At 67.5% G+C, this 23,064-nt stretch carries 20 protein-coding genes; 14 read left to right on the forward strand and 6 right to left on the reverse strand.

The window, feature by feature from the left end; translation table 11 throughout:
* Positions 1-17: 17 nt before the first annotated feature.
* Positions 18-377: a SorU family sulfite dehydrogenase c-type cytochrome subunit gene (gene sorU / locus ACS5PK_RS05310; RefSeq protein WP_439439221.1), complete on the reverse strand. Its 360-nt coding sequence runs from the start codon at positions 375-377 to the stop codon at positions 18-20.
* The gene (sorT, locus tag ACS5PK_RS05315; protein WP_439439222.1) at positions 377-1,591 is read right to left on the reverse strand and encodes a SorT family sulfite dehydrogenase catalytic subunit; all 1,215 of its coding nucleotides are present in this window, start codon (positions 1,589-1,591) and stop codon (positions 377-379) included. Before sorT ends, sorU begins: the two co-directional genes overlap by 1 nt.
* 188 nt (positions 1,592-1,779) lie before the next feature.
* Here sorT and ACS5PK_RS05320 point away from each other — a divergent pair, with 188 nt between their 5' ends.
* Positions 1,780-2,952, forward strand: coding sequence for a rhodanese-like domain-containing protein (locus ACS5PK_RS05320; RefSeq protein ID WP_439439223.1), 1,173 nt, complete (start codon positions 1,780-1,782; stop codon positions 2,950-2,952).
* 213 nt (positions 2,953-3,165) lie between these two features.
* The gene (locus ACS5PK_RS05325; RefSeq protein WP_439439224.1) at positions 3,166-4,212 is read left to right on the forward strand and encodes a M35 family metallo-endopeptidase; all 1,047 of its coding nucleotides are present in this window, start codon (positions 3,166-3,168) and stop codon (positions 4,210-4,212) included.
* A 609-nt stretch (positions 4,213-4,821) separates the two neighbouring features.
* Here the strand turns inward: ACS5PK_RS05325 and ACS5PK_RS05330 are convergent.
* The gene (locus ACS5PK_RS05330; protein WP_439439225.1) at positions 4,822-5,685 is read right to left on the reverse strand and encodes an HDOD domain-containing protein; all 864 of its coding nucleotides are present in this window, start codon (positions 5,683-5,685) and stop codon (positions 4,822-4,824) included.
* A 331-nt stretch (positions 5,686-6,016) separates the two neighbouring features.
* On the opposite strand from ACS5PK_RS05330, the gene ACS5PK_RS05335 reads away from it, so the two are divergent.
* Positions 6,017-6,628 carry a transglutaminase-like cysteine peptidase gene (locus ACS5PK_RS05335; protein WP_439439588.1) on the forward strand — a complete coding sequence of 204 codons (612 nt, stop codon included), beginning with the start codon at positions 6,017-6,019 and terminating at the stop codon, positions 6,626-6,628.
* A gap of 37 nt (positions 6,629-6,665) precedes the next feature.
* Positions 6,666-8,579 carry an EAL domain-containing protein gene (locus tag ACS5PK_RS05340; protein ID WP_439439226.1) on the forward strand — a complete coding sequence of 638 codons (1,914 nt, stop codon included), beginning with the start codon at positions 6,666-6,668 and terminating at the stop codon, positions 8,577-8,579.
* 66 nt (positions 8,580-8,645) lie between these two features.
* On the opposite strand, the gene ACS5PK_RS05345 is transcribed toward ACS5PK_RS05340, so the two are convergent.
* Complete coding sequence (locus ACS5PK_RS05345; RefSeq protein ID WP_439439227.1) at positions 8,646-9,194, reverse strand: NUDIX hydrolase; 549 nt, start codon at positions 9,192-9,194, stop codon at positions 8,646-8,648.
* A gap of 95 nt (positions 9,195-9,289) precedes the next feature.
* Between ACS5PK_RS05345 and maiA the strand changes: the two genes are divergently transcribed.
* Together maiA and pgeF are read left to right on the forward strand one after the other, a co-directional pair.
* Positions 9,290-9,928 (forward strand): maleylacetoacetate isomerase, encoded by a 639-nt coding sequence (gene maiA / locus ACS5PK_RS05350; protein ID WP_439439228.1) that lies wholly within the window; start codon positions 9,290-9,292, stop codon positions 9,926-9,928.
* Positions 9,925-10,710 carry a peptidoglycan editing factor PgeF gene (gene pgeF / locus ACS5PK_RS05355; protein WP_439439229.1) on the forward strand — a complete coding sequence of 262 codons (786 nt, stop codon included), beginning with the start codon at positions 9,925-9,927 and terminating at the stop codon, positions 10,708-10,710. The genes maiA and pgeF overlap by 4 nt, the downstream gene beginning before the upstream one ends.
* On the opposite strand, the gene ACS5PK_RS05360 is transcribed toward pgeF, so the two are convergent.
* Complete coding sequence (locus tag ACS5PK_RS05360; RefSeq protein WP_439439230.1) at positions 10,642-10,938, reverse strand: hypothetical protein; 297 nt, start codon at positions 10,936-10,938, stop codon at positions 10,642-10,644. The two genes, pgeF and ACS5PK_RS05360, sit on opposite strands and share 69 nt — an antisense overlap.
* A 230-nt stretch (positions 10,939-11,168) precedes the next feature.
* Between ACS5PK_RS05360 and phaC the strand changes: the two genes are divergently transcribed.
* The 3 genes from phaC (at position 11,169) to phbB (ending at position 15,084) form a co-directional block, all read left to right on the forward strand.
* On the forward strand, positions 11,169-12,914 hold the full coding sequence (gene phaC, locus ACS5PK_RS05365) for a class I poly(R)-hydroxyalkanoic acid synthase (protein ID WP_439439231.1): 1,746 nt from the start codon (positions 11,169-11,171) through the stop codon (positions 12,912-12,914).
* 63 nt (positions 12,915-12,977) lie between these two features.
* Positions 12,978-14,159, forward strand: coding sequence for an acetyl-CoA C-acetyltransferase (locus tag ACS5PK_RS05370; RefSeq protein ID WP_439439232.1), 1,182 nt, complete (start codon positions 12,978-12,980; stop codon positions 14,157-14,159).
* A 181-nt stretch (positions 14,160-14,340) separates the two neighbouring features.
* Positions 14,341-15,084, forward strand: coding sequence for an acetoacetyl-CoA reductase (gene phbB, locus ACS5PK_RS05375; protein WP_439439233.1), 744 nt, complete (start codon positions 14,341-14,343; stop codon positions 15,082-15,084).
* Positions 15,085-15,946: 862 nt separating this feature from the next.
* Here phbB and ACS5PK_RS05380 read toward each other — a convergent pair.
* The gene (locus ACS5PK_RS05380) at positions 15,947-16,753 is read right to left on the reverse strand and encodes an IclR family transcriptional regulator (RefSeq protein WP_439439234.1); all 807 of its coding nucleotides are present in this window, start codon (positions 16,751-16,753) and stop codon (positions 15,947-15,949) included.
* Between the two features lie 87 nt (positions 16,754-16,840).
* Between ACS5PK_RS05380 and ACS5PK_RS05385 the strand changes: the two genes are divergently transcribed.
* From ACS5PK_RS05385 to ACS5PK_RS05405, 5 genes are all read left to right on the forward strand, one after another.
* Positions 16,841-17,653 carry a TIGR00266 family protein gene (locus ACS5PK_RS05385; protein ID WP_439439235.1) on the forward strand — a complete coding sequence of 271 codons (813 nt, stop codon included), beginning with the start codon at positions 16,841-16,843 and terminating at the stop codon, positions 17,651-17,653.
* 168 nt (positions 17,654-17,821) lie between these two features.
* On the forward strand, positions 17,822-18,964 hold the full coding sequence (locus tag ACS5PK_RS05390; protein ID WP_439439236.1) for a GGDEF domain-containing response regulator: 1,143 nt from the start codon (positions 17,822-17,824) through the stop codon (positions 18,962-18,964).
* Entirely contained in the window at positions 18,961-19,719 is a 759-nt protein-coding gene (locus ACS5PK_RS05395; RefSeq protein WP_439439237.1) for a substrate-binding periplasmic protein, read from the forward strand. The genes ACS5PK_RS05390 and ACS5PK_RS05395 overlap by 4 nt, the downstream gene beginning before the upstream one ends.
* Complete coding sequence (locus tag ACS5PK_RS05400; protein ID WP_439439238.1) at positions 19,716-20,606, forward strand: substrate-binding periplasmic protein; 891 nt, start codon at positions 19,716-19,718, stop codon at positions 20,604-20,606. The genes ACS5PK_RS05395 and ACS5PK_RS05400 overlap by 4 nt, the downstream gene beginning before the upstream one ends.
* A complete protein-coding gene (locus tag ACS5PK_RS05405) occupies positions 20,603-23,014 on the forward strand; it encodes an ATP-binding protein (RefSeq protein ID WP_439439239.1) in 2,412 nt (803 codons plus the stop codon). The genes ACS5PK_RS05400 and ACS5PK_RS05405 overlap by 4 nt, the downstream gene beginning before the upstream one ends.
* Positions 23,015-23,064 lie beyond the last annotated feature (50 nt).

Here is a 23,064-nt window from a genome sequence, read left to right on the forward strand (position 1 = left end):
GGTGCTTGCCCCCTGGCTCAGGGCTTGACGCTGCCGGCCGAGCGAGAGACGAACTGGGCCAGCGCCTCCATGTCAGCCGCGTCCAGCTTGCCGGCGTAGCTGGGCATGACGCCCAGGCCGCTCTGAAGCACCCGTCGTACCCGCGCGGCGTCCGGCTTGAGCTCATCCAGCACGGGGCCTACTTCTCCACTGCTGCCGGCGGCGGCCAGCGTATGGCAGACCGCGCAAGGCGGAGCGGCCTTGGCGGTGAACAGCTCGCGACCGCGCTGCAGCTGAGTGTCCTCGGCGGCAAGGGCGGCAGAGGACAGGCCCGCCGCCAGCAAGGGCAGCAGCAGGCCCGCCCGTGCGGGCCGGAACCTGGGGTCAGGTCTTGCCATCAGGCCACCACCAGCTTGACAGCGTGGTCGCGCCAGCTGTTGTTGTTGTAGCCGTGGGCGTTCTCGACGCGATCGGCTGGCTGCACATTGCCCGCCACGTCAACGGCCCGGCTGGCCAGTTGGTAGCTGCCTGCCGGCAGTTGCACAGACAAGGCGAACTGGCGCCAGGCGAAGCGGCCGAGGTCCGGGCCGATCAGGCGGGCCGTATGCCAGCTCTCGCCGCCATCCACGCTGACTTCCACGCGCTCGATGGCCTGCGTGCCGCCGAAAGCCACGCCGTGGATCTGCACGCGGCCGGCCTTCACAGGGCCGCCGTCCGACAAGGGGCCGTTGATCCAGGACTTGACGTTCATCTCCCAGACCGAGGCCTGGTCCGGGCTGCTCTGGGCGCCGGGCGGGGTCATGCGGTAGCCGTGAGCCATGATCTTGGCCTTGGACTCGGTGCTGCCAAAGGACAGTCGCTTGATGTACTTGATGTTGTTGACGCCCTGGTAGCCCGGCACGATCAGGCGCAGGGGGCCGCCATGGGCCAGGGACAGCGGCTCGCCGTTCATCTCCCAGGCCAGCAGGCAGTCCTCCAGGGCCTTGATGGGCACCGAGCGCTCGACAAGCACACTCAGGGGGTCCACACCTTCGGGCAGCTTCTCGCCGCCAGTGCCGGTCAGGAACACGGCGCCCTCGGCCAGGCCGCCCAGAGCGGCGACGACGTTGCGCACCGGCACGCCACTCCACAGCACGCAGCCCGCGGCGCCCACGGTCCAGGGCGTGCCGCTGGGCTTGCTGGGGAAGAAGCCGCGGCCGTTGCCCGAGCACTGCAGCACGGTGGCGACGGTCTCCAGGCCCAGGGTCTTGAGCTCGGCCAGGCTGAGGCTGCGCGGCTGCTTCACGCCGCTGACCTCCAGGGACCAGTCGTCGCGCTTGTCCAGGACGCTGGCGTCCGGTGCGGGGAGGTTGTTGCGGATGTAGAGCTGCTGGGCTGGCGTGATGACGCTGCTGCCGAAGGCGCTGCGGCGGGTCTCGATGGTGGTGCCGCTGTGGACCACCAGCGCGGCGGGATTCTTCCAGGCAGCATAGGCGGGCAGGGGCTTGGCCGGCGGCGTGGCCGTCGGCGCTGCGCCCTGTGCCTGGGCCCAGCCGCTGAGTCCCAGGGCCCCGAAGGCGGTGGCGGCTCCCCCCAGCACACGGCGGCGGGCAATCAGATCGTCATGGCTCATCTTGGCTCCTTGTCGTCATGGTCATCGCCCGGGGGCGCAGCGCGCATTGTGGGGTGTGGCGGCAGGGGGGCGACCCAGTTACAGAGGATGCAGCTGTGACGATCTGAAACAAAACTCACCGTCAATCGACAGTGTGTGTGCGGATGTGCCACTACGCTGAGCACCTATCAAAACAGTTGGGGATGTACATGAGCAAGAACAATGGCATGCGTGCTCTGGGGGTGGTAATGCTGGGGCTGCAACTGGCCGGACAGGCCCAGGCAGCGGTCAACGCGATGGTCGTCGTGGAGCCTACGGCGCGCAAGGCAGGCCTGACGGTCTCTCAGCAAGGGGTTGAATCGGGTCTGGGCAAGGTGCTGGGGCAACCCGTCAACCTGGGCACCAGCGAGGACCTCACCGACATGATGCGGGCCACGCGCAGCGGCGGCTACGAGCTTTTCATCGGCCCGGCGCAGGTTGCGGCCTCGGCCTTGAGCCGTGGCTATGAACTCCTGGGCGCAACCCAGGGCTCCGAGCCCTTCGTGCTGGTCGCTCGCGCGGAGTTGGCGGATCTCGCAGCCCTGCGTGGCCGGCGGCTGTACCTTCCGCAGCAGGACTCCATCTACACCTACATGGCGCGCGGCCTGCTGACGCAGGGCGGACTGTCCATGCAGGACCTGCGCGTGGCGCACGAGCGTTATCCGCAGGCGGGCCTGGCCGCCTTGCTGGTGGGCAGCGCCGATGCCACGGTCGTGCGTCAGAGCGAATGGAAGGAGTGGCAAGGCCAGTACGGCCAGGCGGCCAAGGTGCTGGCCAGTTCCGAGCCCGTGCCCGGCGGTTTCAGCGTGGTCGTCAAGAAGGACTTGCCGGCGGAGGCCCGCGTCCGGCTGGCCCAATGGTTCGCCGCTGTGCCTGCCAGCACGGGCCTGAGCCAGGCGCGCTTCAAGCCCGAGATGCAGGAGTACAAGCGGGTGGCCGACCTCGGTCACTTCACGCCCACTCAGTTGCCCGGTGTGACGCGGGTGACGGCGCGCGAGGCCCAGCAGCTGCAGGCCAAGGGCGCCGTGCTGGTGGACACCCGCATCGAGAAGGAGTACCAGGCCCGGCACATTCGCGGCGCGCTGTGGCTGCCCTATGTGGAGAAGAGCCTCAAGGATGTGGCCTTCAATCCCGCCCTCGATGACTTCAGCGCCTTGGACAAGACCGACAAGCTGAAGCCCTCGCAAGCCGTGATCTTTGCCTGCAACGGGGCCGAGTGCTGGAAGTCCTACAAGGCCGCGAAGATGGCTCAGTCCAAGGGTTTCAAGTCCGTGTACTGGCTGCGCGGCGGCCTGCCCGAGTGGGAGTCCGAAGGCTTGCCCGTGGAGGCCGCGGGCAGCTGAGCTCGGCTGCAGGAGAGCCTCCGGGCGGGCCGGCGAAGATCGCATGAAAGCCATGCGCTCGCCTCATCGTTTTCCCTTCATGGCTGTCCCCTGCAGGCCTGACTGTAGGGCCTGACAGTTGGCGCCCCGAAAGTGGCTACCTAGAGTCGCCGGCAGCTTGCGCATCACCACGGGGGTGATGCGCGGCGCCCCTCAAACTCGATGGAGTCACCGATGAACCAAACCATGGTCAAGTGGGCAATCCTGGCTGGCGCTGCCACCGCAGCGGTCTCGGCTCAGGCGGCAGGTCTGTCCGTCCGTCTGGAAGTGGCCAGCCCTGTGCTGAAGGGCGACGTGGACGTCCACGTCACCCTGACGCTCACCAACACCTCGCGCACGCCGATGTTCCTGCCCAAGACGCAGTTGCCGGGGCAGGTGCACGAGTCCGCCCTGTTCCGCGTCACGCGTGACGGGGAGCCCGTGGCCTACACCGGCCGCTTGGTGAAGCGCACCGCGGCGGCTGAGCACGAGATCGTGCGTCTGGCGCCTGGCGCGTCCATGAGTTTCCAGGTCGAACTGACCGGCGGCTACGACATGAGCCAGAACGGTCGCTATGCCATCGAGTACGTGGGCCTGGCAAAGCAGCAGTCGGGCCAGACCGCCCAACTGGCGCCTGATGCCGGCAGCGGCCCTGTCTACCTGTGGCTGGAAGGTCGCACCCAGCAGCCCGAGGCGCAGGTCACGCTGGCGCCTTCGCTGGCCGGCTCCATCTCCTACACGGGCAACTGCACGGCCACACAGAAGACTACCCTGACCAACGCCGTCACGGCCGCGACCAACTACTCGCAGTCGGCCTACTCCTACCTGAGCGCTACGCCCTCGGCAACCACGCGTTACAAGACCTGGTTCGGCGCCTTCAGTACGACGGGTTGGAACACCGCCAAGTCGCACTATGCCAAGACCCTGGATGCTTTCAAAACCAAGGCGCTGACCCTGGACTGCAGCTGCAAGGATTCGGGTACCTATGCCTATGTCTATCCCAATCAGCCCTACAAGATCTATGTCTGCGGTGCCTTCTGGTCGGCTCCGATGACGGGCACGGACTCCAAGGGGGGCACCCTGGTGCACGAGATGACGCACTTTACGGTGGTCGCCGGCACTGACGACTGGGCGTATGGCCAGAGCGCGGCCAAGTCGCTGGCGCTGTCCAACCCCACCAAGGCGCTGGATAACGCGGATAGCCACGAGTACTTCGCGGAGAACACGCCGAGCTTGCCGTGAGGTGGTGAGCCCCTCGCCCGGTCTCGCGGCGCTGAACGCGCGCGAGTCCGGTCGGTCCCCCGGGGGGACGGCAAAGAGGGCGGCGTTGAGCCGCCCTCTTTGCCAAGTGGGCCGGCTTGGGGCGGCCCGGCGCCGGCCCTGGGGATAGGCCCCTCGCTCGGTCTCGCGGCGCTGAACGCGCGCGAGTCCGGTCGGTCTCCCGGGGGGACAGCAAAGAGGGCGGCGTTGAGCCGCCCTCTTTGCCAGGTGGGCCGGCTTGGGGCGGCCCGGCACCGGCCCTGGGGATAGGCCCCTCGCCCGGTTTCGCGGCGCTGAATGCGCGCGAGTCGGGCCGGTCTCCCGGGGGGACAGCAAGGAGGGCGGCGTTGAGCCGCCCTCTTTGCCAGGTGGGCCGGCTTGGGGCGGCCCGGCGCCGGCCCTGGGGATAGGCCCCTCGCCCGGTTTCGCGGCGCTGAATGCGCGCGAGTCGGGTCGGTGTCCCGTGGGGACAGCAAAGAGGGCGGCGGTGAGCCGCCCTCTTTGCCAAGTGGGCCGGCTTGGGGTGGCCCGGCGCCGGCCCGAAATGGAAAAGGCAGGCTTGAGGCCTGCCTTTGCTTCATGCTGGCGTGGCTATTCTTCGGCCAACAGGTCCTGCACGGCTTCGTTCCAGACGTCCAGGTCCTCGTGGTCGATGTGCAGCCAGTCCATGGCGCGCTGGTGGTGGCTGGCCCAGTCGGCGTCCTCGGGCAGGCCTTCGTGGCGGCGCATCAGGTGCTCGGCAATCAGGCCGGCGGCCACAAGGGTGTGGACCTCGGGCTCGATGTCGGCATCACCCAGCGACTCGAAATCATGATGCAGGCGTATCGCCGCCATCAGCGACGGCGCCAGGTTCCAGGCGCGGGCCAGCAGGGCGCCAACCACGGCATGGTCGGTCTTGTGATTGGCGTTCTCGGTGGCAATGTAGGGGCGATCGATCCGCGCACCCGCCTCGACCATGGTGGCGCCGTAGCCGCGCACGCTCTGCAGCAGCACGGGGATGCCCACATGGCAGAACAGACCGTAGGTGTGGGCCAGGTCCGGGGACAGACCCGGCAACTGGCGGGCGATGTAACGCATCGCGTGGGCTCGCTTGGCTGCTCTCTGCCAGAAACGCGTCAGGTGCGGGCTGTTGACGGGGATGGCATGGCGTAGAGCAAAGCCGGTCAGGATGGCCGCCGTCTCGTCCAGGCCCAGCCGGGTCATGGCCTGGCCCACGGCGCTGCAAGGCATGCCGTCAGCCAGGTGCAGCGGGCTGTTGGCGGTGCGCAGCAAGGTGGCAGACATGGCGACGTCGCTGGCCGCGATGCGGGCCACCTCGGTCAGGTCCGGTTCGGGGCCCCGCATGGCCTGCTGCAGGCGCTGCAGCATCTCGGGGCAAGGGGGAATGACGATCTGGCGCAGGGGACCGTTGGCGCGTGCCTGGTCCAGTTCCTGTCGAATGGCTTGCGACTTCATGGGGTGGGTGGCCGGCAAAGGGTGGCCTTGAAGCGCTTGATTATGGATGGGCTCAGGAACGAGAGCCGTCGCAATCTGTGGAAATTCCCCGCTCTGGGAGCTTTGCTGGCAGATGGGCACCTCTCGCTTTCCCATTCGCCGCCAAGCGGATGGATGGGCGAGCGATACTGGCTCGGCCCATGCATCCTGTCCGGCCCAAGAACAAGAGAACTCCAGGCATCCCTTGCTGTCGTTGACCGCTCACCATGCCCCTGCGAGGTGCCACGCCGCCCACGAGCGGCAGTCTCGGCCCTGGCCCGGGTTGCGGCGTGGACGGCAGGCCTTGCTGGTCATGCTGCTGGCCGGCCTGGGGATGTGGAGCCAGGCCCTGGACAGCAACCGCGTGCTGGAGCTGGCCGCCGGCCGCTCGGCCAAGGCCCTGGCCGGCGCGAGGGCCCTGGTGCAGATGCTGGAGAAGGCCCAGGGGCTGGACGAGGAAGGGCGGCTGGCCGCCGTCAACGACTTCTACAACCGCCGCATCCAGTTCCGCGACGATCAGGAAGTCTGGGGCGTGGTCGACTACTGGGCCAGCCCGCTGGAAACGCTGGAGAAGGGCCGCGGCGATTGCGAGGACTACGCCATCGCCAAGTACTTCAGCCTGCTGGCCCTGGGGCTGGAGCCCGCGCAGCTCCGGCTGGTCTATGTCCGGGCCATGCTCGACGGCCGGCCGCAGGCCCACATGGTGCTGGCCTACTATGCGCAGCCACAATCCGAGCCCCTGATCCTGGATAACCTCCAGAGCCAGGTCCGGCCGGCGTCCGTCCGTACCGACCTGTCGCCGGTCTTCAGCTTCAACAGCGAGGGGTTGTGGAGCGGCGTGGCAGGTGCACCTGCGGGCAATCCGACGGCCCGCCTGTCGCAATGGCGCGACGCGCTGGGCAAGGCCCGGGCGGAGGGCTTCTAATGAACAGTGCCGAGGGGAACCACTCACCATGTCTTTGATGCGTCAAGTCGCGGCCCTGCTGCTCGCCGTGCTGCTGCTGGCCCTGATGGCCAGCGTGGCTGTGTCGGCCAGCTCGGTTCGTGAAGTGCTGCAGACTCAGCTGCAACTGAAGAACGAGGACAACGCCGGCGCCCTGGCCCTGGCCCTGTCGCAGCAGCGGGGTGAGGAGAGCCTCATGAGCCTGCTGATCTCGGCGCAGTTCGACACCGGCGCCTATCAGTCCCTGCGCTGGAAGCGCGCAGACGGCTCGATTGCCTTCGAGAAGACCGCGGCCGCGGCCAAAGGGCGTGCTCCGGACTGGTTCGTCGCCTGGCTGCCGCTGGAAGTGCAGCCGGGCGTGGCGCAGGTCTCCGACGGCTGGAAGTCCCTGGGCAGTGTGGAGGTCCAGAGTCAGAGTGCCTTCGCCCACGAAACGCTGTGGCAGAGCTTTCTTCGCATTGCCGCCTGGCTGGTGGGCGTGGGCGCCTTGGCGGGGGGGCTGGCTGCATTGGGTCTTAGGCGCATCCGGGAGCCGCTGGACGCTGCGGTGCAGCAGGCCAATGCCCTGGTGCAGGGGCAGTTCATGACCATCGAGGAAGCCCGTGTGCCTGAGCTGGCGCGCCTGACCGGCGCGCTGAACACCATGGTGGCCAAGGTCCGTTCGCTGTTCGAGGCGCAGGCCGAGCAGCTGCAGGTACTGCAACGCCAGGCCTACAGCGACGGCCTGACGGGCCTGACCGTGCGCAAGCAGTTCCTGGCCGAGTTCGAGTCGGCCCTCGGGCGCGACGATGGTCCGGTGCGCGGCGGCTTCATCCTGATGCGCCTGTGCTCGCTGGCCGATCTCAACCAGCGCCTGGGCCACCAGCAGGTCGACCAGCTCATCCAGGCCATCGCCCGTGCGGTGAAGGCCTATCCCGACCGTGTGCGCGGCTGCCTGGCCGGGCGGCTCAACGGCGCTGACCTCGCCTTGTGGCTGCCGGCCCCGGACGTGGCCGAAGACACCGCGCAGGCCCTGGCCGAGGCCTTGCGCTCGGCCTTGCACGGCGGCGAGAGCGGCGTGCATCTGGCCGTGGCCGCCATCGACATGGCGCGTGGGCGGCCCATGTCTCAGTGGTTTGCCGAGGCCGACGCCGTGCTGGCCCGTGCCGAACAGGGCACGGGCGTCTGCCTGGCCTACCAGCGCGTTGCCGACGAAGACCAGCCGGCCCAGGGCGAGCGTATCTGGCGCCAGCAGATCAGCGACTGCCTGGATGCCGGCCGTGCCCGTCTCCAGCCTTTCCCGGTGATGGACCGCCAGGGCCTGCTGCTGCACTGGGAATGCCCGCTGCAGCTGCAGTTGCTGTCACAGGGGGACTATCTGCAGGCTGCACGCTGGCTGCCGCTGGCCCTGCGCAGCAAGCTCAGCGCGGAAACCGATCTTCGCGCGGTGCAACTGGCCTTGGCTGCCATCTCGGAGGACGGTCAGCCCCGCTGTGTCAACCTGGCCCCGGCTTCGTTGCAGGAGGGGGGCTTTGTTGCACGGCTGCGCGAGATGGTCTTCCAGTCGCCGCAGTCGGCACGCCGGCTGGGCCTGGAGCTGGGCGAGTCGGCGGCACTGCTGCATTTCGACCTGCTTCATGAACTGGGGCGCCAGATCCGGCCCCTGGGCGTGGCCTTGGGGCTGGAGCATGCGGGGGCTGGCCTGGCCCAGGTCGACCGCCTCTACCAGGCGGGCCTGGACTACGTGAAGCTGGATGCCGCGGTGGTCAACGGCATTTCCGGCGACGCCTCGCGGGCCGCCTTCGTGCGTGGACTGGTCATCATGCTGCGCAGCCTGGCTTTGAAGGTCTATGCAGAGGGCGTTGCCGACGGCCTGGATGCCCAGGCCTTGTGGGATATCGAGATCGACGGCATCACGGGCCCCTGGGCGACGGGGCAGATGATCAAGCCCTGAGCCCTGCCGCTGGCAGATCGCCAGCCCTTGCGCAACCAAGCGTGCCGCAGGGAGCCGGCGGCGCGCTTAGCGGATGTCGGCGCTGTGCAGGCCGTAGCCCTGGCCGCGCCGACGGTCCTCGAAGAAGCGCACCAGGGTTTCTCGGACGGTCCGGAAGGCCAGCTCGTCCCAGGGGATTTCGTCCTCGCTGAAGAGCCGGGCCTCCAGGGTCTCGGGGCCAGGATTGAACGCTGGCGACAGCAGCCGGGCGCGATAGAAGAAGTGGACCTGGCCCGCCTGCACCACGTTGTGCACGCAATAGAGAGGCTGCAGCTCGATGCGCGCGCCGGCTTCCTCGTCGGTCTCGCGCAGCGCGCCCTCGGCCGTGGTCTCTCCCAGCTCCATGAAGCCGGCCGGCAGGGTCCATTTGCCGTAGCGCGGCTCGATGGCACGCTTGCACAGCAGTACCTGCTCTTCCCAGACTGGCAGCGTGCCCACCACATTGAGCGGGTTCTCGTAGTGGATGGCCGCGCAGACGGTGCAGGTGGCCCGCTCGCGGTTGTCGTCGGCCGGCACCTGGTAGGCGACCTGGCCGCCGCAGCTGGGGCAATGCTTGAATCGTCGGGTGAGGAACATCGATCCAGTGTAGCGGGCCCGTGGCAACATACCGGGATCGGCCCCTTGCCGCACTGCGGCACAGCGGCCTCCCTCAGCTCAGCATCCGACCAGCCATGGAACTCTTCAACTACTTCCGATCCTCTGCCTCCTACCGCGTGCGCATCGCCCTGGCGCTCAAGGGCCTGGACTACGACTACCGCAGCGTGCACCTGGCGAAGAACGAGCAGTTCAATGAGTCCTACAGCGCCGTCTCCGCCTCGCGCCTGGTGCCCTTGCTACGCGACGGCGAGGCCAGCGTCACGCAGTCCATGGCCATCATCGAATACCTGGACGAGACCCATCCCGAGCCGCCACTGCTGCCGCGCGGGCCTCTGGATCGGGCCTATGTTCGGGCGATCTCGCAGGACATCGCCTGCGAGATTCATCCGCTCAACAACCTGCGCGTGCTGCGCTACCTGACGCAGGAGCTGGGCGTCAGCGAGGAGAACAAGGACCGCTGGTATCGTCACTGGGTGGAGACCGGCCTGGAGGTGGTCGAGCGCCGACTGGTGGGCGAAGGCCGTGCAGGCACCTTCTGTTTCGGCGACACCCCAGGGCTGGCCGACTGCCTGCTGGTGCCCCAGGTCTTCAATGCCCAGCGCTTCAAGGCCCGCCTGGACCACGTGCCCACCGTCATGCGCATCCACGCGGCCTGCATGAAGCTGGATGCCTTTGCCAAGACACAGCCCTCAGCCTGCCCTGACGCCGAATGAGTCCCGCGCTGCATCCGGACTGGCTGCAGCCCGAGTGGGACGCGCCGCAGGTACGCGCCTTGATGAGCAGTCGGGCCGGCGGTGTCAGCACCGGGCCGTATGCCAGCCTCAATGTGGGCTCGGCCGTGCAGGACGAACCGGCGGCCGTCGAGGAAAACCGGCGTCGTGTGGCCGATGCCCTGGGCGCACGCCTGGTCTTCATGCCCCAGGTCCATGGCAGCAAGGTGCTGACGCTCAAGCCTGAATGGGCCTTGCCCGATGCGCGCGTGCCCAAGGCCGATGCCTGCATCAGCACCATCCCGGGGCTGGGCTGCGCCATTCAGGTGGCCGACTGTCTGCCGGTGCTCTTCGCCGCACCAAAGGCGGTCGGTGGTGCCCACGCGGGCTGGCGCGGGCTGGCCGACGGCGTGCTGGAGAAGACGGTACAGGCCCTGTGCGAAGCCTCGGCCTGCCTGCCAGGCGAGATCCAGGCCTGGCTGGGCGCCTGCATCGGCCCCGAGGCTTTCGAGGTGGGGGCTGATGTGCTGGAAGCCTTCAGCGTGGAGCCGCGGGCGGACCTCGGCCCGGCCCAGGGCCAGCTCTTCCGCTTCCAGCCCAATGCAGCCGGCGAGTCACGCTGGCGGGCCAATCTGCCTGCACTGGCCGCCTTGCGGCTGCGTGCGGCCGGCGTGTCCCGCCTCAGCGGCGGTCGCTGGTGCACCTACAGCGAGCCCTCACGGTTCTTTTCCTACCGGCGGGAGCGGCTCAGCGGGCGCATGGTGGCGGCCATCACCCTGGCCTGAGTCGGGCGTGGGCTCGCTCAGGGACTGAGCCTGTTCCTGCGCTTCAGCCAGACGCCGAGCCTTGCGCCGCGCTGGCGTCCCCACGAGGTAGAGCACCAGCGCCATGGGGGCGACGCCGTAGAGCAGAAAGGTCAGCAGGGCGCCAAAGAGGCTGCCCTGCGGGCTGCTGGCTTCGGCCAGCGCCATCATGAGGGCGACGTAGAGCCAGGCAATCGCGATGAGGTACATGGAGAGGCGGGAGACTTTCCTCGCGATTCTCGAATCGCGAGCGTCATAAGAAGGTAAGTTTTCAAGCGTACAACAAGGACTGTGGCAAGCTTCTTGCCTGGGTATGCTGGCGGTGGTGGCTCAGGACATGAGCTCCCAGCGACGATGCCCCGGCCCGAGGTCCCCGGCCCCGGTGCGAGACTGTCACGGGCGGCGCTGTTTCAGCGTCCGTTCATTCCGCGAGGAGACACATGAATTCCAAGAGCAAGGATGCGGGCGCCGCATCCGCCAACGATCCCTTTTCCCTGGGGGCTGCTGCAGAGGCCGCTGGCAAGATGGCTGAGCACGTGGCGGCCGATTTCCAGGCGGGGATGGGCGAGGCCATGAAGACCTTCGCCGGCCTGAAGATTCCCATGGATGCCTGGGCGTCCCTGCAGAAAGACTACCTCAGCCAGGCCAGCGGGCTGTGGAACCAGGCGGTTACTGCTTCCGCCGGCCATCCCGCCAAGCTGCCTGACCGGCGCTTTGCCAGCGAGGCCTGGGGCAGCAATCCGGTCGCGGCCTTCACGGCCCAGCTCTACCTGCTCAATGCCCAGACCCTGCAGCGCATGGCTGAGCAGGTGGAGGGGGACGACAAGGCCCGCGCCCGCATCAAGTTTGCGGTGCAGCAGTTCGTTGACGCCTCGGCGCCCAGCAATTTCCTGGCCCTGAATCCCGAGGCCCAGCAACTGGCCCTCAAGACGCAGGGCGAGAGCATTGCCCGCGGCATGCAGCTGTTGTGGGCGGACATGCAGCGCGGCCATGTCTCGCAGACGGATGAATCGGCCTTCGAGGTCGGCCGCAATGTGGCGACGACCGCGGGCGACGTGGTGTTCGAGAACGACTTCTTCCAGCTGATCGAGTACAAGCCCCTGACCAAGGAAGTGCACGAGCTGCCCTTTCTGATGGTGCCGCCCTGCATCAACAAGTACTACATCCTCGACCTGCAGCCGGACAACTCCCTGATACGCTACGCCGTGGAGCAGGGCCATCGCACCTTTGTCGTGAGCTGGCGCAACCCCGACGAGTCCTGTGCAGGCTGGACCTGGGACGACTACATCGAGCAGGCCGTCATCCAGGCCATCCGCACGGTGCAGGCCATCAGCGGCAGCAAGAAGATCAACGCCCTGGGCTTCTGCGTGGGCGGCACCCTCCTGGCCACGGCCCTGGCCGTGCTGGCAGCACGTGGCGAGCAGCCCGCGGCCAGTGTCACCCTGCTGACCACACTCATCGACTTCACCAGCAATGGCGTGCTGGACCTCTTCGTCGACGAGGCCCTGGTGCGCATGCGCGAGATGAGCATCGGCCCCGACGCTCCCAAGGGCCCGGGCCTGCTCAAGGGCCAGGAGCTGGCCACCACCTTCAGCTTCCTGCGGCCCAATGACCTGGTCTGGAACTATGTGGTGGGCAACTACCTCAAGGGCGAGGCCCCGCCGGCCTTCGACCTGCTCTACTGGAACGGCGACTCGACCAACCTGCCCGGACCCATGTACTGCTGGTACCTGCGCCACACCTACCTGCAGAACGAGCTGAGGAAGCCCGGTGCGCTGACCATCTGCGGCGAGCGCCTGGACCTGGGGGCCATCGAGGCGCCGGTCTACATCTACGGCTCGCGCGAGGACCACATCGTGCCCTGGGAGGCGGCCTACCGCAGCACCCAGGTCTTCAAGGGGAAGAAGCGCTTCGTGCTGGGCGCCTCCGGCCATATTGCCGGCGTGATCAACCCGCCGGCCAAGAAGAAGCGCAGCTACTGGACGGGCAAGAGCGCCGCGCTGCCGGTGGATTCTGCGCAGTGGCTGGAGACGGCCGTCGAGCATCCCGGCTCTTGGTGGACGGACTGGTCGCACTGGCTGGCCAGCCATGCCGGCGCACTGAAGCCAGCGCCCAAGGCGCCGGGCAGTCGCCAGCACAAGGCCCTCGAGCCGGCGCCGGGCCGCTATGTGAAGCAGAAGGCCTGATCCCCTCCATCGACGGCGGTCCTGTCGGGGCCGCCTGCCTCATCCCATTTTCGGAGATTCCTCATGAGCACCGAGATCGTCATCGTCGCCGCGGCGCGCACCGCCATCGGCAAGTTCGGCGGCAGCCTGGCCAAGACCGCCGCCCCGGAGCTTGGCGCCACCGTGGTGCGCGAGCTGCTGCGCCGTTCGGGCGTCGCGCCCGAGCAGGTCGATGAAGTGATCCTGGGCCAGGTGCTGACCGCCGGCTCGGGCCAGAACCCCGCGCGCCAGACCGTCATCAAGGCCGGCCTGCCGCATGCCGTGCCGGCCATGACCATCAACAAGGTTTGCGGCTCCGGCCTGAAGGCGGTGATGCTGGCCGCACAGGCCATCCGCGACGGCGACAGCGACATCATCATCGCTGGCGGCCAGGAGAACATGAGCCTGGCGCCCCACGTGCTGCCCGGCTCGCGCGAAGGCCAGCGCATGGGCGACTGGAAACTCGTGGACACCATGATCGTGGACGGCCTCTGGGACGTCTACAACCAGTACCACATGGGCATCACGGCCGAGAACGTCGCGAAGCAGTACACCATCAGCCGCGAGGCTCAGGATGCCCTGGCCCTGGCCTCCCAGCAGAAGGCCGCTGCCGCTCAGGACGCCGGCCGCTTCAAGGACGAGATCGTGCCGGTGAGCCTGCCGCAGAAGAAGGGTGACCCCATCGTCTTCGACGCGGATGAATTCATCAACCGCAAGACCAATGCCGAGGCCCTGGCCGGCCTGCGCCCGGCCTTCGACAAGGCGGGCTCGGTGACCGCGGGCAATGCCTCCGGCCTCAACGACGGCGCCGCCGGCCTGCTGCTGATGAGCGCCGACAAGGCCAAGGCCCTGGGCCTGACGCCGCTGGCACGCATCGCGTCCTATGCCAGCGCGGGCCTGGACCCGGCGACCATGGGCATGGGCCCGGTGCCCGCCGCCCGCAAGGCCCTGCAGCGCGCCGGCTGGACGCCGCAGGACCTGGATCTGCTGGAGATCAACGAGGCCTTCGCGGCCCAGGCCTGCGCGGTCCATCAGGAGATGGGCTGGGATCTGGCCAAGGTGAATGTCAACGGCGGTGCGATCGCCCTGGGTCATCCCATCGGGGCCTCGGGTGCGCGCATCCTCGTGACCCTGCTGCACGAGATGCAGCGTCGCGATGCCAGGAAGGGCATCGCCTCACTGTGCATCGGCGGTGGCATGGGTGTGGCGCTCTGCGTGGAGCGCTGACACGGAGGGATTTCAGGGAACTCTCAGGGCCAACCCGCTTGACCCCTCCCAGGGGCTGGGCGAGCCTGGGGTTCCGGCAATGCGCGTCTTCTTCGAACGACAACAGCAGCCCGGATGGCGCGTAGGACGCGGCGCCGACACCGGGCTCCCCTGAACAGCCATGGAGGCGAAGGAGATTCACATGATTCAAACGCAAAAAGTTGCATACGTCACCGGCGGCATGGGCGGCATCGGCACGGCCATTTGCCGCAGGCTTCACCAGGCCGGCTACAAGGTCATCGCGGGCTGCGGCCCCAGCCGTGACTTCCAGAAATGGCTCGACGAGCAGAAGGCCGAGGGCTACACCTTCTACGCTTCCGTCGGCAATGTGGCTGACTGGGACTCGACGGTCGCCGCCTTCAGCAATGCCATCGCCGAGCACGGCACCATCGATGTGCTGGTCAACAACGCCGGCATCACGCGGGACCGCATGTTCCTCAAGATGACGCCGGAGGACTGGAAGGCCGTGATCGACACCAACCTCAATTCCATGTTCAACGTGACCAAGCAGGTCGTGCCGGGCATGGTGGAGAAGGGCTGGGGCCGCATCATCCAGATCAGCTCGGTCAATGGTGAGAAGGGGCAGGCCGGCCAGACCAACTACTCGGCTGCCAAGGCGGGCATGCATGGCTTCACCATGGCCCTGGCGCAGGAGCTGGCGTCCAAGGGTGTGACGGTGAATACCGTGAGCCCGGGCTACATCGGTACCGACATGGTCCGAGCCATCAAGCCCGAGGTGCTGGAGAAGATCGTGGCCACCATCCCGGTCAAGCGCCTGGGCGCGCCCGAGGAGATCGGCTCCATCGTGGCCTGGCTGGCTGGCGAGGACTCTGGTTTCACCACCGGCGCTGACTTCTCCTGCAACGGGGGCTTGCACATGGGGTAATGGATAGTGCTGATGGCCCCCCCCTACCGGCTGCGCCGGCCCCCCCCAGGGGGGCGAGCTTGAGGGACCGGCAAAGCCGGATCCCCAAGCTCCGCTGGGGAAACAAACTGGGACCCACTTCGGGTCCCAGTTTGTTTTTCAAGGCACGCGCTCCGGGGGGCGAAAGCTCGGATCCGACTGAGTCGGAGTGCTGCTATCGACCCATCAACCACCACCCACGAAACAAGACGGGCCAGTGTGTCCCGTCTTGGTTTCAGGCGCAGAGCTTGAGGGACCAGCAAAGCCGGATCCCCAAGCTCCGCTGGGGAAACAAACTGGGCCCACTTCGGGGCCCAGTTTGTTTTTCAAGGCACGCGCTCCGGGGGCGAAAGCTCGGATCCGACTGAGTCGGGGTGCTGCTATCGACCCATCAACCACCACCCACGAAACAAGACGGGCCAGTGTGTCCCGTCTTGGTTTCAGGCGCAGAGTTTGAGGGACCAGCAAAGCCGGATCCCCAAGCTCCGCTGGGGAAACAAACTGGGACCCACTTCGGGGCCCAGTTTGTTTTTCAAGGCACGCGCTCCGGGGGCGAAAGCTCGGATCCGACTGAGTCGGGGTGCTGCTATCGACCCATCAGCTAGCACCCACGAAACAAGACGGGCCAGTGTGTCCCGTCTTGGTTTCAAGGCACGCGCTCCGGGGGCGAAAGCTCGGATCCGACTGAGTCGGAGTGCTGCGATCGACCCATCAACCACCACCCACGAAACAAGACGGGCCCAGCGGGTCCCGTCTTGTTTTCAGGCACAGAGCTTGGGGATCCGGCTTTGCCGGGCCCTCAAGCTCGCCCCCTGGGGGGCCGGCGCAGCCGGTAGGGGGGGGGTCAAGTCTTGATTTGAAGAAGCCGCGAAATGCTCCTCGCTGAATCCAGCAGGCGGGGCAGGGCGTTCTCCAGCAGGGCCTCCGGTGGTGTGCGGTTGACCTGGGCGCCAATATTGAGCGCGGCGATGGTCTGGCCCTGGCGGTCCAGGATGGGGGCCGCCAGCGAGACGAGGCCGTCTTCCAGTTCCTGGTTCACCAGACACCAGCCCTGGCTGCGCGCCTGAAGGATGCGGGTGCGGACTTCGTCGAGGTTCATGGCGGTGCGCTGGGTGTAGGCCTGCCACTTCACCTGGGCCAGATGCTGATCCAGCTGTGCATCCGGCATGCCCGCCAGCAGCACTCGGCCCATGGATGTGCACCAGGCAGGCAGCCGGCTGCCCACGCCCAGGTTCACGCTCATGATCTTGCGGGCCGGCACTCGCAGCACGTAGACGATGTCCTGACCCTCCAATACCGCGGCCGAACAGCTCTCCTTGAGGTCGCTGGCCAGCACCTGCATCACCGGCTCGGCGAACTGCCACAGGGGCTGCGAGGACAGATAGGCAAAACCCAGATCCAGAATCTTGGGTGTCAGGGAGAAGAGCCGACCCTCCGTGCGCACATAGCCCAGGGTCTCGAGGGTCAGCAGGATGCGGCGCGCCCCGGCGCGGGTCAGGCCGCAGCGGCGAGCGACTTCAGTCAGCGTCTGTGCCGAGGCGTCGGCGCTGAAGGCCCTGATGACGGAAAGGCCGCGTGCAAAGGACTGCACATAGCTGTCCCCCGGCTTCAATGCGGGCACCCTCCCGGGCTGCGTCTTCGACTCATCCATGCGGCGCAGTATAGGCAGTGGCCCGAAGCAAATGAGTTTGCATTCGTTAACATCGCGGAGCCAAGGTTTTTATGAGGAGGACTGGCAATGGCAATGGATGTCGTGGACTACGAGATCAAGGGCGCAGAAATGCAATTCGTCGAGGTCGAGCTGGACCCCGGCGAGGCAGCGATCGGCGAAGCGGGCAGCATGATGTTCATGGATGCAGGCATCGCCATGGATACCGTCTTCGGAGATGGTGGTGCCAACCAGGGCGGCTTCTTCGGCAAGCTGCTGGGCGCTGGCAAACGCCTGATCACGGGTGAATCGCTCTTCACCACTGTCTACACCAACAATGGCAGCGGCAAGCAGCGCGTGGCCTTCGCCGCACCGTACCCGGGCAAGATCCTGCCCATGGACCTGCGCCAGCTCGGCGGTACCCTCATCTGCCAGAAGGATGCCTTCCTCTGCGCGGCACGCGGCGTGTCCCTGGGCATCGCCGTCCAGCAGAAGCTCAGCACGGGCTTCTTTGGCGGCGAGGGCTTCATCATGCAGAAGCTGGACGGCGACGGCCTGGCCTTTGTGCACGCAGGCGGCACCGTGGTGCGCCGCACCCTGCAGCCCGGCCAGACACTGCTGGTCGACACCGGTTGCGTGGTGGCCTACACGCCCAGCGTCAATTTCGAGATCCAGTACGTGGGCAAGATCAAGACCGCCCTGTTCGGCGGCGAAGGCCTGTTCCTGGCCAAGATGACCGGCCCCGGCGAGGTCTGGCTGCAAAGCCTGCCCTTCTCGCGCCTGGCTTCGCGCATCTTCGCCGCAGCGCCGCAGAATGGCGGTCGCAAGGAGGAGGGCTCTTTGCTGGGCGGCTTTGGCGCCGGCGGCATGCTGGGCTCCATCCTGGGCGGCGACGACGAGTAAGCTGGCCGACCTTCGCTCCTGCCCCCTCCGCTCACGCCGACGGGGCATGACTGATGCCGGCTTGAGCCTCGCTCGGGGGGCAGCCCGCTGCCGCAAACCCGGTCGGCACGCTAGACTGGCGCGGCCGTGCGGCCCGCCCTGTCGTCAGGAGGATCGGCGGCGTCCGGCTTGTCATCCCGGCCCCAGGGCCGTGGCGCCGGGCTCTGCGCTGGTGTCGATGCCGGGGGGCGAATGGACGGTGTGGTGCTGTGTGTCGATGATGATCTGACCCTGCTGCATGCGCTCAGGGCCCTGCTGTCGCAGCAGCTCGGACTCAAGCCGGGGCGCCAGATCGAGATCGCCGAGAGTGGCGAGGAGGCCCTGGAACTCATCGAGGAGCTCGGCGCCCAGGGCCGCCGCCTGGCCGTGATCATCTCCGACTACATCATGCCCGGCATGCGCGGCGATGCCTTGCTCGCCGAGGTGCACCAGCGCTGGCCGGACAGCCTGAAGATCATGCTGACCGGGCAAAGCGACCTGGGCGGTATCAAGAGCGCCATCAACAACGCCAATCTGTACCGCTTCCTCGAGAAGCCCTTTGATCACGACGACATCGTGATGACCACGCGAGCCGCGCTGACGGCATTCCGGCAGTCCCGGGAACTGGAGCGCTATTGCATGGCCCTGGAAGTCGCCAACCAGCAGCTGGATGCGCAGGTTCGCGAGCAGACGGCCGAGCTGCGCAATCGTGCAGAACTCCTGGAGGCGCAGAAGCAGGAGCTGGAGCGCAAGTCCCTCGCGTTGGAGCGGCTGTCCATCACCGATGCCTTGACCGGCCTGCCCAATCGCCGGGCCCTGGACGAGGCCCTGTCACAGGAGCTGGAGCGTGCGCAGCGTTACCGTCAGCCCATGACGGTGGTGATCCTGGATGTCGACCACTTCAAGCAGGTCAATGACGGCCATGGGCATGCCGTGGGGGACCTGGTGCTTCAGCGCTTTGCCTCCTTGATGGAGGCGCAGGTCCGTGCCAACGACCTGCTGGGCCGCTGGGGCGGTGAGGAGTTCCTTCTGCTGTGCCCCTGCACGGGCGTCGAAGGCGGGCTGGCGCTGGCCGAGAAGCTGCGTGCGACGCTGGCCGCCCATCCCTTCGAGGGCCTGGGCGCTCGCACTGCCAGCTTTGGTGTGGCCGCACTCTGCGAGGGAGACAGCCTGCAGACGCTGCTGAGCCGGGCCGATGCAGCGCTCTACGAGGCCAAGCGGCGAGGGCGCAATCGCGTGGAACTGGGATTGGCGCCGCCAGTTCCCGCCGGCGCCCCGCCGGGGCAGCGATGAGAGCCGGTGGCCGCCGTGCAGCGCTGCTCGCCTGGGTGATGGGCGGCTGGGCGAGCTCAGGCGTCCTGGCCACGCCGCAGTCCGCGGTGCAGGTCGTGGCCGTGACTGAACCCACGTCCTATGCCTACATGGAGCAGGGGCAGCTCAGAGGCAATTCGGTGGCCTTCGTCGAACAGAGCCTGCGCAGGGCAGGGCTGCAGCCTTACCAGCTGATGCTGGTGCCCTGGGCTCGGGCCTATGACATGGCCCTCAAGGAGCCCGATGTGCTGATCTATCTGCTGGCCAGGACGCCGGAGCGCGAGCCTCTGTTCGAATGGGTAGGCGAGTTGCTGCGGCTGCGCTACAACCTTTACGGGCTGAAGGCGCGAGAGGACCTGCACCTGCACAGCATGTCCGACGCCCGCGGGCTGCGCGTGGCCGTGGTGCGCGACGACGTGCGGCATCAGCGGCTCAAGGCCCTCGGGTTCACCCGTCTCGTCGTGTCCTCGGACATCATGGAAACCCTGCGCCAGCTGCGGCGTGGGCAGGTGGACCTGGTTCCCATGGGGGCCCGGGATCTCGCCGAGAACTGCAGGCTGATGGCCATGGACTGCACGCAGTTCCGCCTGCTGCTGCCGCTGCCGGAGCTGGATGTCTCGGCCTATATGGCCTTCAGCCGCGGCACCTCTGCTGCCAAGATCGAGGCCCTGCGCAAGGCCTACGAGTCCCTGCGCCGCGAAGGGCAGTTGCAGCGCCTGATGGGAGCGTCGCCTTGAATCAGGTACGCCAGGAGGGCCACGCCAGGGGGTTGTCGCGGCGCCGGTTCGTCGGGCTGGGCGCGGGCCTGGGCGCGGGCCTGGGCACGACGCTCGGCTGGCCGACCGCCCTGCAGGCAGAGCCGCGCGGTCTGGTGCCGGCAACTGAAGACGGGCTTCGCATCGTCACCGAGGAGCTGCCCCCCTACAACTTCGCCAGCCCCCAGGAATCGCAGCGCATGACGGGCCTGTCGACGCAGGTGGTTCAGGCCGTGCTGCGCCAGCTGCATCTGACGGCCCCCATCCAGTCCATGCCCTGGGCACGCGCCTACGAACTGGCGCGGCTGCACAAGGATGTGCTGATCTACTCGATCGGGCGCAGCAAGGAGCGGGAGTCGCACTTCAAGTGGGTGGGTACCATCGCACCGACCGATTTCTATCTGTTCTCCCATGCGCGGCATCCCATCACCCTGCGGCGGCTGGAGGAGGCCAAGCCCTTCCAGGTGGCTACGGTCAACGAGGACATCGGCGAACAGTTCCTCGAAGGGCAGGGCTTCGTCAAGGGGTTCAACCTGCAGTCCAGCGTCCGCTATGAGCACAACTACGACAAGCTTCGACGGGGGCGCGTGGACCTGTGGATCATGACGGAGCTGGCTGCACGCTACATTGCCCGGCGCAGCGGGGATGACCCGGATCGCGCGCTGCACAAGTCCCTGGCCCTGCCGGAGCTGGGCTCGGCCTGGTACATGGCTTTCGGCAACAAGACCTCGGACGCCCAGGTCGAGCGTTTCCGGCTGGCCCTGGACGAGGTGAAGCGCTCCGGCCTGCACGACCACATCCTGCAGCAGTGGCGCGAAGGCGCGGAGCCACGCGACCTCGTGGCCCATGGCCGGGAGCCTCGCCGATGATTCGACGCCCTGTGCTGCGCGGCCCGGCCACACTGGGCGGCAAGCTGGTCTTGGCCACGCTGGTTTTCAGTGCGCTCTTCACCTTGCTGGCCGTTGGCGTGCGCACGTGGTTTGCCTGGGGTGAAGGCATCGCGCGCATGAGGGACGAGTTGCTCCTGATGGAGCATGTCTACCAGCACACGCTGGCCAAGGTCATCTGGGAAGTCGACCGCGACGGGCTGGTCGTGCACCTGCGTAGCGCGGCCCAGATCGAATCCATCGGCTGCATCGAAGTCCGCCCTTCGAGTGACAGCTACGATGGCAACAATCTGCTGGCAGAGGTCTGCAAGCCCGGCTGGAAGGCCTCCAGCGTGGCCCCTTCCCGTGTGGTGCAGCTCAGCTACCAGGCCTTTCCTGGCCAGACAAGCATGATGCTGGGCGAGCTGGTCCTGCACGGTGACGAGCGCATGCTGTGGCAGCGGCTGCGGGCCGAGATCCTGAACATCGTCATGACCCAGCTGATCCAGTCGCTGGCCTTGGCCGGCTTCATCATGCTGATGTTCAACCGCTCGGTGACGGTCCATGTGCGTCGCATCGCCAGCCACCTGGCCGCGCTGGCGCCGGGGCGGCTGGACACCCCGCTGGCCCTGCGTCGTCGCGGTGGGCGCGGCGATGAGCTCAGCCAGCTGGTGTCCGGCGTCAATCTGCTGCAGGCCAACCTGTCGGACTACCTGGCCCAGCAGCAGGCCTACGAGAATGAGCTGTCCAGGCACCGGGACCATCTGGCCGAGGCCATCCAGGAGCGCACGGCCGAGCTGTCCCAGGCCAACGAGGCGCTGGCAGGCTCTGCCGCCACCTTGCGCCAGCTGGGTGACATCGGCCTGCAGCTGACCACCAGCCTGGATCAGCAGGCCATCTGCTACACGCTGCACAAGCACCTGGCCGAGCTGCTGCCCCTGGATGGCTTCGGCGTCGCCCTGCTCGAACCGGACGGCCGGGCCTTGCGCCTGGTCTACTACGTGGAGGATGGCCAGCGGGCCGCGCAGATGCTGATGCCCCTGGATGACCTGCGCTGGAACACCGTGCGCAGCTTCCTTGCCGAGGCGGAGGTGACAGCTGTCAACGATGACCAGGCCGCGCTCGCCCCGCTGCCGGAGGGCATAGAGTCTCGCAACTCCGTGCGCTCTGCCCTGTTCCGCCCGCTGGAGGTCCATGGGGAGCGCCGCGGGGTGGTGATCGTGCAGTCCTACCAGCCCTTTGCCTACCAGGCTCGCGAGCGCGTGCGCGAGATCCTGCGCTCCACGGCAGCCTTTGCTGCCATCGCCTTGTCCAATGCATCGGCCTACTCTGCGGAGGAGGCGGCTCGCCAGGAGGCGGACCGTACCCTGCGCGAACTGCGTCAGGCCCAGGGACAGCTGGTGCAGTCCGAGAAGATGGCGGCCCTGGGGCAGTTGGTGGCGGGCGTGGCCCATGAGATCAACACGCCGCTGGGGGCGGTCAAGGCCAGTGCGCGCAACATCCTGGCCTCCCTGCAGGAATGCCTGGGGGGCTTCCCGGAGCTGATGCAGCGGCTGGACCTCGAGCGCCTGACGCAGTTCCGCCAACTGCTGGAGCTGGCCGGTGCCGCGCCCGCGGTGCTCTCCAGTCGGGAGGAGCGGGCCCTGCAGCGCCGGCTGCTGGAGCGCCTGCAGGCCGAACAGGTGCCGCAGGCCGAGGAACTGGCCGGCCTGCTGGCCCAGATGCAGATCGAGGCGCAGTTGCCTGCCTGCCTGCCCTTGCTGCGCAGCGAGGATGGCCCGGCGCTGGCGCGGGCGGTCTTCGCGCTGTCGGCCGTCGCGCGCAATGCGGAGAACATCAATGCGGCCGTTGACCGCGTGGCCAAGATTGTCTTCGCGTTGAGGGCCTACTCGCGCTTTGACGCCAGCAGCGATCCCGTCATGGCCGATGTGACTGAAGGACTGGAGACGGTGCTGACCATCTATCACAGCCAGATCAAGCAGCATGTGGAGCTGGTGCGGCATTACGAGCCCGTCGAGCCTCTGCTGTGCTGGCCTGACGAGCTGAACCAGGTCTGGACCAACCTCCTCCAGAACGCCCTGCAGGCCATGCAGTACCGTGGGCGCCTGGAGATCACCGTCAAGACCGAGGCCGGCCAGGTGGTCGTGGCCATCCGCGACAGCGGGGCAGGCATTCCCGCAGACGTGCTGCCGCGCATCTTCGACGCCTTCTTCACCACCAAGCCCATCGGTCTGGGCAGCGGTCTGGGACTGGACATCGTCAGCAAGATCGTGGCCAAGCACCAGGGGCAGGTGGCGGTGGAGTCCACCCCGGGCGTGGGCAGCTGCTTCCGGGTCTGCCTGCCCTATCGGCGCCGCGACGCCGCCGAGCCGCCAGGTGCCGCTGCCAGCGGCGCAGCACCGGAGGCTTGATGCAGCGCAGCTCGCCTGCAGCGCTTGCCTGCAGGGGGACGAATACACTT

This window comes from Roseateles sp. DB2, assembly GCF_051857535.1.
In the GTDB taxonomy this organism is placed as follows: Bacteria; Pseudomonadota; Gammaproteobacteria; order Burkholderiales; family Burkholderiaceae_C; genus Roseateles_B.